12 protein-coding genes are annotated in these 14,275 nt (G+C 60.2%); 1 reads left to right on the top strand and 11 read right to left on the bottom strand.

Annotated elements, in window-relative coordinates:
• Nucleotides 1-158: 158 nt before the first annotated feature.
• Nucleotides 159-1,112 carry a LysR family transcriptional regulator gene (locus VNZ60_RS09540; RefSeq protein WP_325658465.1) on the top strand — a complete coding sequence of 318 codons (954 nt, stop codon included), beginning with the start codon at nt 159-161 and terminating at the stop codon, nt 1,110-1,112.
• Nucleotides 1,113-1,237: 125 nt separating this feature from the next.
• Here VNZ60_RS09540 and VNZ60_RS09535 read toward each other — a convergent pair whose 3' ends face one another.
• From VNZ60_RS09535 to VNZ60_RS09485, 11 genes are all read right to left on the bottom strand, one after another.
• Complete coding sequence (locus VNZ60_RS09535) at nt 1,238-1,720, bottom strand: YbaK/EbsC family protein (RefSeq protein WP_325658463.1); 483 nt, start codon at nt 1,718-1,720, stop codon at nt 1,238-1,240.
• A 23-nt stretch (nt 1,721-1,743) separates the two neighbouring features.
• A complete protein-coding gene (locus VNZ60_RS09530) occupies nt 1,744-2,652 on the bottom strand; it encodes a hydroxymethylglutaryl-CoA lyase (RefSeq protein ID WP_325658461.1) in 909 nt (302 codons plus the stop codon).
• A 131-nt stretch (nt 2,653-2,783) separates the two neighbouring features.
• Nucleotides 2,784-3,734 carry a 2-hydroxyacid dehydrogenase gene (locus tag VNZ60_RS09525; protein WP_325658459.1) on the bottom strand — a complete coding sequence of 317 codons (951 nt, stop codon included), beginning with the start codon at nt 3,732-3,734 and terminating at the stop codon, nt 2,784-2,786.
• A 124-nt stretch (nt 3,735-3,858) separates the two neighbouring features.
• Nucleotides 3,859-5,877: an acetyl/propionyl/methylcrotonyl-CoA carboxylase subunit alpha gene (locus VNZ60_RS09520; protein WP_325658457.1), complete on the bottom strand. Its 2,019-nt coding sequence runs from the start codon at nt 5,875-5,877 to the stop codon at nt 3,859-3,861.
• Nucleotides 5,878-5,900: 23 nt separating this feature from the next.
• The gene (gene bioB, locus VNZ60_RS09515; RefSeq protein WP_325658455.1) at nt 5,901-6,959 is read right to left on the bottom strand and encodes a biotin synthase BioB; all 1,059 of its coding nucleotides are present in this window, start codon (nt 6,957-6,959) and stop codon (nt 5,901-5,903) included.
• Nucleotides 6,960-6,991: 32 nt separating this feature from the next.
• Nucleotides 6,992-7,762: a dethiobiotin synthase gene (gene bioD, locus VNZ60_RS09510; RefSeq protein ID WP_325658453.1), complete on the bottom strand. Its 771-nt coding sequence runs from the start codon at nt 7,760-7,762 to the stop codon at nt 6,992-6,994.
• On the bottom strand, nt 7,755-9,128 hold the full coding sequence (gene bioA, locus VNZ60_RS09505; RefSeq protein WP_414648805.1) for an adenosylmethionine--8-amino-7-oxononanoate transaminase: 1,374 nt from the start codon (nt 9,126-9,128) through the stop codon (nt 7,755-7,757). The genes bioD and bioA overlap by 8 nt, the downstream gene beginning before the upstream one ends.
• Nucleotides 9,121-10,329 carry an 8-amino-7-oxononanoate synthase gene (gene bioF / locus VNZ60_RS09500; protein WP_325658451.1) on the bottom strand — a complete coding sequence of 403 codons (1,209 nt, stop codon included), beginning with the start codon at nt 10,327-10,329 and terminating at the stop codon, nt 9,121-9,123. Before bioF ends, bioA begins: the two co-directional genes overlap by 8 nt.
• Nucleotides 10,322-11,596, bottom strand: coding sequence for a cytochrome P450 (locus VNZ60_RS09495; RefSeq protein WP_325658450.1), 1,275 nt, complete (start codon nt 11,594-11,596; stop codon nt 10,322-10,324). Before VNZ60_RS09495 ends, bioF begins: the two co-directional genes overlap by 8 nt.
• 63 nt (nt 11,597-11,659) lie before the next feature.
• Nucleotides 11,660-12,445: an enoyl-CoA hydratase/isomerase family protein gene (locus VNZ60_RS09490; RefSeq protein WP_325658448.1), complete on the bottom strand. Its 786-nt coding sequence runs from the start codon at nt 12,443-12,445 to the stop codon at nt 11,660-11,662.
• A 199-nt stretch (nt 12,446-12,644) separates the two neighbouring features.
• Nucleotides 12,645-14,267: a carboxyl transferase domain-containing protein gene (locus tag VNZ60_RS09485; RefSeq protein ID WP_325658446.1), complete on the bottom strand. Its 1,623-nt coding sequence runs from the start codon at nt 14,265-14,267 to the stop codon at nt 12,645-12,647.
• Between the last annotated feature and the right edge of the window lie 8 nt (nt 14,268-14,275).

Genomic DNA, 14,275 nt, shown 5'->3' with positions numbered 1-14,275 from the left:
GACGCCGTTCTTTACGGTCACCGTGCAAGCCTAGACAACTTGGCGTGCGAGTAAATTGTCGGAGCCAGGGCGGCATTAGTCAAATTTTGAATTATTATTATCAATATAAATTTCACTAATACCAGCCCACTAATACCTGAAGTCCCCTGGAGTCTTCCATGCGCCTCGATATTTCGGATTACCTGAATCACCGGCTGGACTGGAACCTGCTGCGCACCTATCTGGTGATCGTGCAGGAACGCAACATGAGCCGCGCCGCAGCGAGATTGCACGTGACGCAGCCGGCGGTCAGTCAAGCCTTGAAGCGGCTGGAAGAAACCCTTGGCCGCACGCTGATCCAGCGCCGCGGCAGCCAGTTCGAACCCACCGCAGCGGGTCAAGAGGTTTACCGGATTGCCGGCGATATCTATGGGCACATTGCTCGCCTTGAAACGGAACTCGACGACAAGACCGACGACATCACCGGCACTATCCGTTTTATGAGCGTCAGCCGCATCGATTCCCCGGTCTACGACGAATTCCTCGCCGAGTTTCATCGCGCATATCCACGCATCGACCTGCAAATCGAAGTAATGCGTTCATCGGATGTGATTTCATCGTTGCTGCAGAAAACCGCGACGGCGGGATTGAGCCTGTGCCGTAATCCGATAGAGAAACTGGAGCGCCACTGTTTTCTTCGCCAACGCTATGCGATTTTCTGCGGCAGGCATCATCGCTTGTTTGGCCGTTCAGGCCTCACTATGGATGATTTGCTGGCGGAGAATTTCGTTTCGTTCACCAGTGACCAGATCGGCGACAGTTTGTCGCCGCTTGCCGTCTTTCGCGATCAACGCGGATTCACCGGACGCATCGTCGCCTCGTCACCCAGCCTGGATGAAGTACGACGCCTGATCTTCGCCGGTTTCGGCATCGGCTGCCTGCCGCAACATATCGTGCGCGACGATCTGGCGCAGCAGCGTTTGTGGCGACTGCCGCCGGACGATGGTTTGATGGATGTCGACATCCATTTGCTGTGGCACCGGGAGCGCAAGATGAATGCTGCCGATCATGCATTCTTGGATAGCATGCAGCGCTACATGCAACGGTATTCTTTGCTGGAGCGGCTTGGATAAAAGACGGAAAGCCATCTGACTTGCTGCACTTGGACTGTTGCTGCTGAAAGCAAATAAAAGCCGCGCCGGACAAGTTACAAGTTGCAACCGCGAATACTGAAAAGCCAGACGGTTAATCTTTACATTCAAGCCCGCAACGCCACATCCGCAACCGGCGCCGCAGTCATCGCCACCAACTGCTGCGGCGTCAGGTTGAACACCGCATGGGGATGCCCCGCTGCTGCCCAGACGCTATCCAATTCCAGCAAGTCGCTATCGATCAGCATCACGGTCTTACCGACATGGCCGATAGGGCAAACGCCGCCGATGGCGTAGCCGATACGCTCGCGGACGAAACGCGCATCGGCCTTGCCGAGCGGACCGACCAGCGCCGCCACCTTAGCTTCATCGACACGATTACTGCCGCTGGCCACTACCATCACGGCGGCGTCATCGGTCAAACGGCGGAACACGATCGACTTGGCGATCTCGGCGACGCTGCAGCCCAGTCCGGCGGCGGCCTCGGCTGAAGTCTTGCCGGTTTCAGGCAGCATCACGACTTGCTTGTCATGTCCAATTTCTGTCAGAAGATCGGCGACACGCTGTGCGCTTTCGGGAAGTTTATCCATGTCTTTTAACGATATTTTTTAAGTTAAGCCAAGCGCTTGGCCGTGATCGCATTGCCCGCGCGGCTGACCGCCTTGCGCCCGAGATGCTTCGAAATAAACTGTCCGGCGTCGACCACGGCGTCGAGATCGACGCCGGTTTCGATGCCGAGTCCCTGCATCATGTACAACACGTCTTCCGACGCTACGTTGCCGGTCGCGCCCTTGGCATACGGGCAGCCGCCCAGGCCGGCCACCGAGGAGTGATAAATCGAAATACCGACTTCCAGGCTGGCGTAGATATTCGCCAGCGCCTGGCCATAGGTATCGTGGAAATGACCGGACAGGCGTTCGATCGGGAATTCCTGCACCAGTCGTCCCATCACTGCGTGGACTTTGTTCGGCGTGGCGACGCCGATGGTGTCGGCGATATCGATTTCATCGCAGCCGAGATCGCGCAGACGATGCAGCACATCGACTACCGAGTCTATGCTGACTTCACCTTGATACGGACAGCCGAAGGCGCAGCTGATGCTGCCGCGCAGGCGCTTGCCCTGTTGCTTGGCGACTAGCGCAACTTCGCGGAAGCGTTCGATGGATTCGGCGATCGAGCAGTTGATGTTCTTTTGCGAGAACGCTTCCGACGCCGCACCGAAGATCACCATCTCGTCGGCGCCCGCCGCCAGGGCGGCTTCCAAGCCTTTCATATTCGGCACCAGCGCGGAATAGATGACGCCCGGCTTGCGTTGGATAGCGGCCATCACTTCGCTCGAGGTCGCCATCTGCGGCACCCATTTCGGCGAGACGAAGGAAGCGGCTTCGATGTTGACGAAGCCGGCCTTGGTCAACTGGTCGACCAGCGCTATCTTGACATCGGCCGGGATGGTTTCCTTCTCGTTTTGCAAGCCATCCCGCGGGCCGACTTCAACGATTTTTACCTTGCTGGGGAATTTCATGTCATCACCTGTTTTTCAGTTTTCTAGGGCTTACGCAACGCTGTCCCGGCAAGGCACGACGACGAAGACAGTACGACTAGTACGGCTAGGAGGAGCAACGCCGCTGGGGCAGTGTTGCGTAAGTCCTATTTTCAATAACCTTTGCTGCGATCGACTACACCGTTTACGCTCAGGCCTTGTTCTAACGCAAATATCTTGTTGCGAATCTGCTCGACCGTGTCGACATCCACCGTCACCGCCGATATATGCGGCGTGATGCTGATGCGCGGCTCTTGCCAGAACGGATGCTGCGGCGGCAGCGGTTCTTGTTCGAACACGTCCAGCGTCGCCGCGGCGATCTGTCCTTCCTGTATCAACGCCAGCAGATCCGCTTCGACCACATGGCCGCCACGGGCGACATTGATCAGGTAAGCGCCCTCTTTGCCATCTGCGCCCCGTTGCAGCTTCTGCAGATTTTTCCGGTTGACGATGCCGCGCGTGGCGTCAGTCAACGGCAAGATGCACACCAGCACCCGCGATGCGCGCAAGAAAGCGTCGAGACCGTCATCGCCGACAAAGCTGCGTACACCCGGCTGGCTTTTCGGACTGCGGCTCCAGCCATTCACTGGAAAATCGAAATGCGCCAAGGCCTCGGCGATACGCGAGCCCAGCACACCCATGCCAAGGATGCCGATACTGAAATCGCGTTTATCCGGCGCCGGCAATGGCCGCCATTCGCCGCGCGCAGCTTGCTGCCGGTAAATGTCGTAGCGGCCGAAATAACCTAGCACCGCATGCGTCACATAGTGCGCCATTTGAATTGCCATGCCGCCGTCGTCGATCCGGATCAAGGGTACGCCGGCTGGCAAGGCCTCGCCCAATTGCAGGATGGCGTCGACGCCGGCGCCGAGATTGAAGATGGCTTTCAGGTCATGGCGTCCTTGCAGCATGGCTGCCGGCGGCCGCCATACCAGGGCGTAATCGGCGGCGGCGGTATCGCCTTCTTGCCAGAAGCGGATCTCGGCTTGCGGCAGTGCGGTGCTGAAGTCTGCTATCCAGGTTTCGAAGTCGGTGTTTGGCGGTACGTAACACAGGATTTTCACTGTTGGGTCCTCTTGCTTTTACAACACGAATGCAATGGCATTTACTCCGTGGGCCGTCAATTGGGGTCAGAGCAATTTACGACGATGAAGCTGCCGTAAAAAAACTCTGACCCCAATTGACTTCTTATACCGGTTTGAAGACCAGCAACTGGGCGGATTCGCTTACTTGGTCGCCTACTGCGTACAACAATTCTTCGACCAGGCCATCGGCCGGGGCGGCAATCGTGTGCTCCATTTTCATCGCTTCCATGATGAGCAATGGTGCGCCTTTTTTTACCTGTTCGCCTTGGCTAACCAGCAGCGCAACGATCTTGCCTGGCATCGGCGCTGTCAGGCGGCCGCCTTCGGCTTCGGTATCGCCGGCGTGCAGCAACGGATCGACGTAACCTAGCGTGTGCTGGCTGCCGCCGTAAAAAACGTGGAACTGCTCGCCTGCGCGCACCACTGTGCCGGCTACGGTTCTGTCGCCGAGACTGATTTCGATGAAATTACCGTCTTGCTCCAATACGCTCATCTGCTTGAAAGTCTGACTGTCAAACTGCTCATGGCGCAGCAACCAGCGTCCTGTTTCATACGTGACATCGAGCGGGCTGGCCTGGCCGTCGTCGACAAAGGCGAGCCGGCGTTGCAGGCTGCCGTTCAAGCGCCAGCCATCGGTGCTGGTCCACGGATCGCTGCCGGCGTTGTGGGTAGCGTTGCGTTCCGACAGCAGCAGTGACGCCGCCGCCAGCGCGAATACTTCGATCGCCACTGGAGTGCCAGCGGGAAACAGCGTGTCCTGATGGCGCTCGATCAGGCCGGTATCTAGATCCGCTTCGGAGAACGCCTTGCTGGCAACCAGGCGCTGCAGGAATTTGACGTTGCTGGCCAGACCGACAATCTGATATTGCGCCAGCGCCGTCGCCATCGCCGCCAGCGCTTGCTGCCGGTCCTGGCCCCAGACGATCAGCTTGGCGATCATCGGATCGTAGAACGGCGAAATGGCGTCGCCTTGGCGCACGCCGGAATCGATCCGCACGATGCTGGTACTGGATTGGCTGACCGTAAATTCACTGGCGGCAGGTGTATGCAGATGACGCAAAGTGCCTGTCGACGGCAGAAATCCTTTGTCCGGATTTTCGGCATAGATCCGCGCTTCCAGCGCATGGCCGCTTAGTTGCAGCTGCTCCTGCTTGAGCGGCAACGGTTGGCCCGACGCCACCAGCAATTGCCATTCGACCAGATCGAGGCCGGTAATCATTTCCGTCACCGGATGTTCTACCTGCAGGCGGGTGTTCATTTCCATGAAATAGAAAGAACCATCCTGGTTGGCGATGAATTCCACCGTACCGGCGCCGACGTAACCGACCGCCTTGGCTGCCGCCACCGCAGCTTCACCCATGGCGCGCCGCCGTTCCGGCGTCATGCCCGGCGCTGGCGCTTCTTCCAGCACTTTCTGATGGCGGCGCTGCACCGAGCAATCGCGTTCGAACAGGTAAACGCATTCACCCTGGGTATCGGCAAACACCTGGATCTCGATGTGGCGCGGACGCGTCAGATAACGTTCGACCAACACCTTGTCGTCGCCGAAACTGTTGATCGCTTCACGCTTGCAGGACGCCAGCGCGGCCTTGAAATCGGCGCTTTGCTCAACGATGCGCATGCCCTTGCCGCCACCGCCGGCGCTGGCTTTGAGCAGCACCGGATAGGTGATCTTGTCGGCCTGCTGCTGCAGAAATTCGGCATCCTGGTTCTCGCCGTGATAACCGGGCACCAGCGGCACCTCGGCTTTTTCCATCAACTCCTTGGCGGCCGACTTCGAGCCCATCGCCGAAATCGCACTGGCAGGCGGGCCGATGAATACCAGGCCAGCCTTGGCGCAAGCCTCGGCAAAGCGGGCGTTCTCGGACAGGAAGCCGTAGCCGGGATGGATTGCCTGGGCGCCGGTGGCCAGCGCCACTTCGATGATCTTGTCGGCGCGCAGATAACTTTCCTTGGCCGCAGCGGGGCCGATCAGCACCGCCTCGTCGCATACCGCAACATGCTTGGCGCCGGCGTCGGCTTCCGAATACACGGCCACGGTCTTGATACCCATGCGCCGTGCGGTGGCGGCCACGCGGCAGGCGATCTCGCCGCGATTGGCAATCAGGATTTTGGTAAACATGCTGTCTCCCCCTTTTTTTGGATTTATTGTGGTTGGGTATTGCTGTCAGCGGTGGCGTCGGCGGTCACCTCGCAACGCGCATCGAAAGCCGACGAGCGCGAATGCATGCCGAGCTTTTCCAGCAAGGCGCGGTCTTCTTCGACTTCCGGATTGCCGGTGGTGAGCAACTTGTCGCCGTAGAAAATCGAGTTGGCGCCGGCCAGGAAACACAGCGACTGAATCGCTTCTCCCATTTGCCGGCGGCCAGCAGACAAACGCACCCGCGCCTTCGGCATGGTGATGCGGGCCACGGCTACGGTGCGCACGAACTCGAACAGGTCGATCGGCTCGATGCCGTGCAGCGGTGTGCCTTCGACCTGCACCAGGTTATTCACCGGCACCGATTCCGGATACGGTTCCAGGTTCGCCAGTTGCGCCACCAGGCCGGCCCGCTGCAAACGCGATTCACCCATGCCGACGATACCGCCGCAGCAAACCTTGATGCCGGCGCCGCGCACGCTGTCCAGCGTGTCCAGACGGTTCTGGTAATCGCGGGTAGTGATGATGTCGCCGTAGATTTCCGGTGCGGTATCGAGGTTATGGTTGTAGTAATCGAGACCGGCGCCCTTCAGGCGTTCAGCCTGGCCTTCGCCCAGCATGCCCAGCGTGGCGCAGGTTTCCAGGCCCAGCGCCTTGACTTCGCGCACCATCTCTTCGACTTTTTCCAGATCGCGGTCTTTCGGCTCGCGCCATGCTGCGCCCATGCAGAAACGGGTTGCGCCGTGCGCCTTGGCTTGCCGTGCGGCTTCCAGTACGGTGTCCAGCGGCAGCATTTTTTGCGCGGTGACGCCGGTGTCGTAACGCGCCGCTTGCGGGCAGTAACCGCAGTCTTCCGGGCAACCGCCGGTCTTGATCGACAACAGCGTTGCCAGTTCGACTTCGTTGGGGTCGAAATTTTCGCGGTGCGCTTGCTGTGCCTTGAACAACAATTCGTTGAACGGCAGGTTGAACAGGTCCAGTACGGCTTGTACCGGCCATTTGGCGTCGGTCGGCAAGACCATAGGCTTGGCGGTTGGCTGGAATGTAATTGGTTGCGATGACATGATCTGACTTCCTTTGTGTTGAGGGAATACGGTTAGATAGGGTTAACAGCGGGGTTGGCAGGAAATGCCGCAGCAAATGCGGCAGGCCAACCCGGCAAACATGAAAAATTCAAATGGCTGGCAGCGGCTGCGACCAGTGCCTTGGCGGGCAATCTGCTCATGCGCGGCACCAGGCCTAAAAATGGTGCATCGATACGGCTCTTCAGTGCTGCAACGTTGGCGTCGGCATTCAGCATGGCGGCGTCGACCGTGTTGGCGACCCAGCCGGCCAGCCGCAATCCGCGCGCGCTGATCGCCTCGGCGGTCAACAGCGCGTGGCTGATGCAACCCAGCCGCAAACCCACTACCAGCACCACCGGCAAGCCGAGTTGCTGCGCCATGTCGGCAGTATCGTGGATATCGTTGAGAGGTACCCGAAAGCCGCCGACGCCTTCCACCACCACCGCATCGGCCAAGGCCGCGAGCTGGCCATAGCAGGAAAGGATATGCGCCAGCTCTATCGTGCGCTGTTCCTGGTTTGCGGCGATATGCGGCGCGGTCGGCTGGCGCAGCAGGAACGGTGTGCTCAATTCCTGCGGCAGCTTGACGCTGGCTTCTGCGGCCAGTATGTCAGCATCGTCGTTGTGCCAGACGCCGTCGCGCAATACAGCGCCGGCGGCAACCGGCTTCATGCCTGCGCTGCGCACGCCGGTTTTGGTCAGTTCATGCAACAGGGCGCCGGCGATCAGCGTCTTACCGATTTCGGTATCGGTGCCGGCGATAAACCAGGCTGCCTTTGGTGGATGCACGGTGGCGTCATTCATGGTGGATCACGCTTTCGAAAACTGCGGCGGTACGCGTCGCCAGCAAGGCGATTTCTTCGTCGTCGAGAATATACGGCGGCATCAGATAGACGGTTTTGCCTATCGGCCGTAATAACAATTCATGCTCCAGCGCGCTGGCGAAAAACCGGCGTGAGAAAGTCGCGGCCTGGGCCTTGTTGTCGATGGCGGCGTCGAACGCCCAGATCATGCCGCGCTGACGGAAATGGCGCACTTGCGGATGCTGCGCCAATGGCGCCAGCGCCGCCGTGATGCGCTCTGCGCGCTGGCGATTCGCATTGAGTACATCGTCTTCTTCGAAAATCGCCAGCGTCGCCAGTGCGGCGCGGCAAGCCAGCGGATTGCCGGTGTAGGAATGCGAGTGCAGGAAACCGCGCGCCAGCTCGTGATCGTAGAAGGCTTGATAGATTTCATCACGCGTCATCACCAGCGACAGCGGCAGGTAACCGCCGCTGATGCCTTTCGACAGGCACAGGAAATCCGGCCAGATCGCCGCTTCGCCTGGTGCGGCCGCCTGTTCCGACGCAAAGAAAGTGCCGGTGCGGCCACAGCCGACGGCGATCTCGTCAAAGATCAGGTGGACTTTGTAGCGATCACATAAAGCACGCAATTCGCGCAGGTAAACCGGATCGTGCATCGCCATGCCGGTGGCGCATTGCACCAGCGGTTCGACGATGATGGCGGCGATATGGCTGGCACGCTGTTGCAATAATATTTCCAGCGTGGCGGCGGCGCGGTGAGCGACGTCGGCGGCACTCTCGCCCTCACGTGCAGCGCGCGCATCGGGCGACGCCACCACATGCGCCTGCCGCAGCAACGGGCCGTAGGCGTCGCGGAAAAGCGGTACATCGGTCACCGCCAGCGCACCGATGGTTTCGCCGTGATAACTGCCTTTCAGGCAAACGAATTCCTGCTTGTCGGCGTAACCGGCGTTGCGCCATGCATGAAAGCTCATCTTCAGAGCGATCTCAACTGCAGAGGCGCCGTCCGAGGCATAGAAACAATGGCCCAGCACATTGCCGGTGCGCGCCGCCAGTTGCTCCGACAGCTGCACTACCGGTTCATGCGTGAAGCCGGCCAGCATCGCGTGTTCCAGCTGGTCGAGCTGATCCTTCAATGCGGCGTTGATGCGCGGATTGGTGTGACCGAACAGGTTGACCCACCAGGAGCTGATCGCATCCAGGTAACGTTTGCCGTCGCTATCGTACAACCAGGCGCCACGGCCGCGGCTGACTGCGATCAGCGGCAGCGATTCATGGTGTTGCATCTGCGTGCACGGATGCCAGACACTGTTCAGGCTGCGCTGAATCAGGTCTGACTGCGGTGCGGGTGTATTTTTCTTACTCAACTGCACTCCTTGATATGCGTCGCGAATCCGCGTCGGCATAATTTTTTGTCAGCGCATGCAAAGCGCTGACCAACTGATCTATTTGTTCGATGCTGTGCGCCGCAGACAACGATATCCGCAAACGCGCAGTGCCCTTGGGCACGGTTGGCGGCCGAATCGCCGGCACCCAGATGCCCTGCTCGCGCAAGCCAGCCATCAGGTCCAGCGCCAGCTGATTGTCTTCGACGATCAAAGCCTGCACCGGCGTCTCCGATGGCAGCAAAGGCCAAGGCAAGCTGGCCAGCCCGTTGCGCAAGTGTGCGATCAATACCCGCAAATGCTGCTGCCGCCAGTCTTCTGCCTGCATCAACTCGACTGCCGCCAGCAAGGCGCTCGCCAACATGGGCGGGCTGGCAGTGGTGAACACGTAAGTGCGCGCCCGTTGCAGCAGCCATTCAATCAGCAATGCATCGCCGGCGACAAAAGCACCGGCCACCCCGGCTGCCTTGCCCAGGGTTCCCATATACAGGATGCGTTGCGACTGCAGGCCGAAATGCGCCAGACTGCCGCGTCCTTGCGGACCCAGCACGCCGAAGCCGTGGGCGTCGTCGACCAGCAGCCAGGCGTCGTATTTCTCGCACAGGGCCAGCAATTCCGGCAACGGTGCGATATCGCCGTCCATGCTGAAGACCGCATCGGTAACGATCAGCTTGCGCGGATGCTCGCTCTTGGCCAGCAATTGTTCCAGCCGCGCCACGTCGGCATGCGGGTAGATGCGGAACTGCGCGCCCGACAAGCGCGCGCCGTCGATCAGGCAGGCATGGTTGAGGCGATCCGAGAAGACGATATCGCCGGGGCCGACCAGCGCCGGGATGGTTCCCATGTTGGCCATGTAGCCGGTCGAAAAATGCAAGGCGCGCGGCATGCCGACGAATGCTGCCAGCGCCAGCTCCAGTTCCTCGACCACGCTGGTGTGGCCGCTGATCAGCGCCGAGGCGCTGGCGCCGACGCCGTATTGGTCCAATCCGGCCTGAGCTGCGGCATGCAAGGCTGGATGGTTGGCCAGGCCGAGATAATCATTGCTGCAAAAGGCCAGGTATTGGCGGCCGTCTACCTCCAGCAGCGGCCCTTGCGGGCCGTCGACGATGCGTCGCTTGCGCAGCAGCTTCTGCTCTTGCAGCGCAGCCAGCTGGTCGCGGATCTGGGTCAGCAGCTCAGGCATATTGCGCTTCCACTTGCGGCGCTGCTGCAGCCGTCGCCGCCGGCCGTGCAAATTGCAGCGGCAGCTGGTTCAGGCTGCGGTATACCGCATTGCCGCCCCATGATTGAGTGGCGCTGGCCAGCTGCAATTGCGGCAAGCGCTGCATCACGCTGCGCATGGCGATTTCTGCTTCCAGATAGGTCAGCGTGGCGCCGATGCAGACGTGCGGGCCGTAGCCGAAGGACAGATGCGCGCCCTGGTTGCGCTCGATATCGAGTCGGTCCGGATCGATGAATTTGGCCGGGTCGCGATTGGCGGCGCCAATCAGCGGGATCACCAGATCGCCTTTTTTCATCAATCGGCCATGCATCTCGACATCGACCTTGAGGCGGCGTCCGGTGTATTGCACCGGACTGTCGAAACGCAGTAATTCTTTTAAGGCGGATGGCAGCAGCGCTGGCGTGTTTTGCAAAGCCTGCCATTGCGCCGGATGTTGCAACAAAGCCAACATACCGTTGCCAAGCAGGTTGCGCGTGGTTTCATGGCCGGCGAACAACAGCGTGCAGCACTGCGCCAGCAATTCCTTGGTGGTGATGATGCCACCGCTGGCTTCGGCGCGTATCAGCTGGCTCATCAGATCGCCGCCCAGTGCGGCGCGGCGCTGCGGCAACAACTGGCGGAAATATTCGTTCATGGCGATCAGGCTGGTCTGCGCCGCACGGGCGATATCCAGCGTCGGCGTCGGGCTGCCGATGAAAGCGGCGATATCGTCGGACCAGGCCACGAATTCGCTGCGGTCTTCGGCCGCGATGCCGAGCATGCTGGCGATCACCAGCGCTGGCAGGGGACGGGCGAAATCGCGCATGAAGTCGAATTCAGCAAACTGCCCCGACGCGCTGCCGGCCGCCTTGGCCAATACCTGATCCAGCAAACGGTCGACGATGGTTTGTATCTGCGGCGCCAGCTCCTGCAACGCGGCCGGTTTGAAGCCGGCGTTCATCACCTGGCGCAAGCGGGTGTGCTGCGGCGCGTCCACAAACAGCAGCGAACGCGAAAAAATCCGTTTGAATTCACGCAACTCTGTCAGCGCTTCCGGACCACTGCTATTGGCCCAGCCGCCGGCACGCCGCACCGAGAAACGCGGATCGCGCAACACGCTGGCGACATCCGCATGGCCGGTCAACAGCCAGGCGCCGCCGCAGAACTCCGGGCTCCAGTGCAGCGGGCCTTCGGCGCGCAGGGCGTGGTAGGCGGGGTAAGGGTCGTTTAAAAATGCTTCATTAATCATTTAATATCTTTTTCTGCGCGTGCTTCGGCAAAATCGCCTGCGCCAGGACGTGATTGTATGTGATCACAGTAACCAGGACGGCTTGCGCTTCTCCAGGAAGGCACGCACGCCCTCGCGGCCTTCGCTGGAAGCGCGGATTTTGGCGATATCTTCGACCGTGTCGGCAATCAGCGTTTCGGTCAGCGGCTGGCCCGCAATCGAGCGCACCAGACGCTTGGCTTCAGTGACCGCATTGGGGCTGGCCGCCAATAGTGCCTTGAGCAACGATGCCACGCTTTCATTGAGTTTCTCTGCCGCCACCACTTCATGCACCAGGCCGAGCCGCTGCGCGGTCTCGGCAGAAAATCGTTCGGCGGTAATGAAGTAGCGACGTGCCGCCGATTCGCCGATGGCCTTGATGACGTAAGGCGAGATGGTCGCCGGGATCAAGCCTATCTTCACTTCCGACAGGCAGAACTGCGCCGTATCCACCGCCGCCACGATATCGCAGGCGGCCACCAGGCCGAGTCCGCCGGCGTAACAATCACCTTGTACCTTGGCAATCACCGGCTTGGGACATTGGTAAATGGTGCGCAGCATGGTCGCCAGCAGCGCGGCGTCGGCGCGGTTCTGCTCTGGCGTATAGTCCGCCATCGCCTTCATCCAGTTAAGGTCGCCGCCGGCGCAAAACGCGGCGCCGTCGGCGGCCAGCACGATCGCCCTCACCTCCGCGGTGCTGCCCAGTGCAGCAAAAGCGTGGGTGATTTCGGCAATCATGGTCTCGTTGAAGGCGTTACGTACTTCGGGCCGGTTGAGGACGATGGTAGCCACCTGAGACGCATGCTGTACTGCTAAAGTTTGGTAAGTCACTTGTTCATCTCCGCTTGCAACATATACAGATAAGATCGTTGAGGGTTTCATAAAACATGACAATGCCCGTGCCTGGTTGTGCCTAACAAACGCAGCTAACTGGGGTCAGAGTCAAGTTTCGCGATGAAGCGCTGCAGAAATTGACTGACCCAAGTTGACTCTGACCCCAGATGACTCTGTCTGGTTTTACATCCACGCTTTACATCCTGAACACGCCAAACTTTGTTTCCGCAATCGGCGCATTCAAAGCGGCGCTCAAACCCAGCCCCAACACCCGGCGCGTATCGGCCGGATCGATCACGCCGTCGTCCCACAAGCGGGCGGAGGCGTAATACGGATGGCCTTGGTGTTCGTACTGATCGCGAATCGGTTTTTTGAAAGCTTCTTCCTCAGCAGCGCTCCAGCTGCCGCCCTTGGCTTCGATGCCGTCGCGCTTGACGGTCGCCAGCACGCCGGCGGCCTGTTCACCGCCCATCACGGAAATTCGTGCATTCGGCCACATCCACAGGAAACGCGGCGAGTAGGCGCGGCCGCACATGCCGTAGTTGCCGGCGCCGAAACTGCCGCCGATGATCACCGTCAATTTGGGCACCGCAGTGGTCGCCACCGCGGTCACCATCTTGGCGCCATTGCGGGCGATGCCTTCGTTTTCGTAGCGGCGGCCGACCATGAAGCCGGTGATGTTTTGCAAGAACACCAGCGGGATCTTGCGTTGCGAGCAGAGTTCGATGAAGTGTGTGCCTTTCAGGGCCGCTTCAGAAAACAGGATGCCGTTGTTGGCGACGATGCCAACCGGCATGCCGTAGATATGGGCAAAGCCGCAAATCAGCGTGGTGCCGTAGCGCGCCTTGAATTCGTCGAATTCGCTGCCGTCGACGATGCGTGCGATCACTTCGCGTACGTCGAAAGGCTTGCGGGTATCGAGCGGGATCACGCCATACAGTTCCTGCGCCGGGTACTTGGGTTCGACTACTGGACGCAGCAGCGGGCCCGGCGGTTTTTGCCGGTTCAGGTTGGAGACGATGGTGCGCGCCAGCGATAATGCGTGCATATCGTTTTGCGCCAGATGGTCAGCCACGCCGGACAAGCGGGTGTGGACATCGCCGCCGCCCAGGTCTTCCGCGCTGACCACTTCGCCCGTCGCGGCTTTCACCAGCGGCGGCCCGGCCAGGAAAATCGTGCCCTGGTTCTTGACGATGATCGATTCGTCGCTCATCGCCGGCACATAGGCGCCGCCGGCGGTGCACGACCCCATCACCACCGCGATTTGCGGAATGCCCTTGGCCGACAGGTTGGCCTGATTGTAGAAGATGCGGCCGAAATGGTCGCGGTCGGGGAACACCTCGTCTTGATTCGGCAGGTTGGCGCCGCCGCTGTCGACCAGGTAGATGCAAGGCAGATTATTTTGCTCGGCGATTTCCTGCGCCCGCAAATGTTTTTTAACGCTCAGCGGATAGTAGGTGCCGCCCTTGACGGTGGCGTCATTACAGACCACCACGCATTCCTGGCCGGCGATGCGGCCGATGCCGGTAATCACGCCAGCGGCGGGTGCGGCGTCGCTGCCGTCCTTGTCCTTGTAGACGTGATAGGCGGCCAGTTGGGAGAATTCCATGAAGGGCGTGCCGGGATCGAGCAGCATCTGCACCCGTTCGCGCGGCAGCAATTTGCCGCGCGCCACATGCTTGTTACGTGCGGCCTCGCCGCCGCCTTCAGCGATCTGTGCGACCTTCTGACGCAAATCGTCAACCAGCAAATTGAGTGCGTTGGCGTTTTGCTGGAATTCTTCGCTGCGTGGATTCAGCTTGCTTTCTAACTGAGGCATTGTTATGT

The organism is Collimonas sp. (assembly GCF_035566375.1).
In the GTDB taxonomy this organism is placed as follows: domain Bacteria; phylum Pseudomonadota; class Gammaproteobacteria; order Burkholderiales; family Burkholderiaceae_D; genus Collimonas.
This window is presented reverse-complemented; position numbering and strand designations above follow the sequence as displayed.

Bases quoted from the DNA above. Each gene is read 5' to 3' on its own strand.
- VNZ60_RS09540 (WP_325658465.1), top strand. From the start codon at position 159: ATGCGCCTCGATATTTCGGATTACCTGAATCACCGGCTGGACTGGAAC.
- VNZ60_RS09535 (WP_325658463.1), bottom strand. From the start codon at position 1,720: ATGGATAAACTTCCCGAAAGCGCACAGCGTGTCGCCGATCTTCTGACA.
- VNZ60_RS09530 (WP_325658461.1), bottom strand. From the start codon at position 2,652: ATGAAATTCCCCAGCAAGGTAAAAATCGTTGAAGTCGGCCCGCGGGAT.
- VNZ60_RS09520 (WP_325658457.1), bottom strand. From the start codon at position 5,877: ATGTTTACCAAAATCCTGATTGCCAATCGCGGCGAGATCGCCTGCCGC.
- bioB (WP_325658455.1), bottom strand. From the start codon at position 6,959: ATGTCATCGCAACCAATTACATTCCAGCCAACCGCCAAGCCTATGGTC.
- bioD (WP_325658453.1), bottom strand. From the start codon at position 7,762: ATGAATGACGCCACCGTGCATCCACCAAAGGCAGCCTGGTTTATCGCC.
- bioF (WP_325658451.1), bottom strand. From the start codon at position 10,329: ATGCCTGAGCTGCTGACCCAGATCCGCGACCAGCTGGCTGCGCTGCAA.
- VNZ60_RS09495 (WP_325658450.1), bottom strand. From the start codon at position 11,596: ATGATTAATGAAGCATTTTTAAACGACCCTTACCCCGCCTACCACGCC.
- VNZ60_RS09485 (WP_325658446.1), bottom strand. From the start codon at position 14,267: ATGCCTCAGTTAGAAAGCAAGCTGAATCCACGCAGCGAAGAATTCCAG.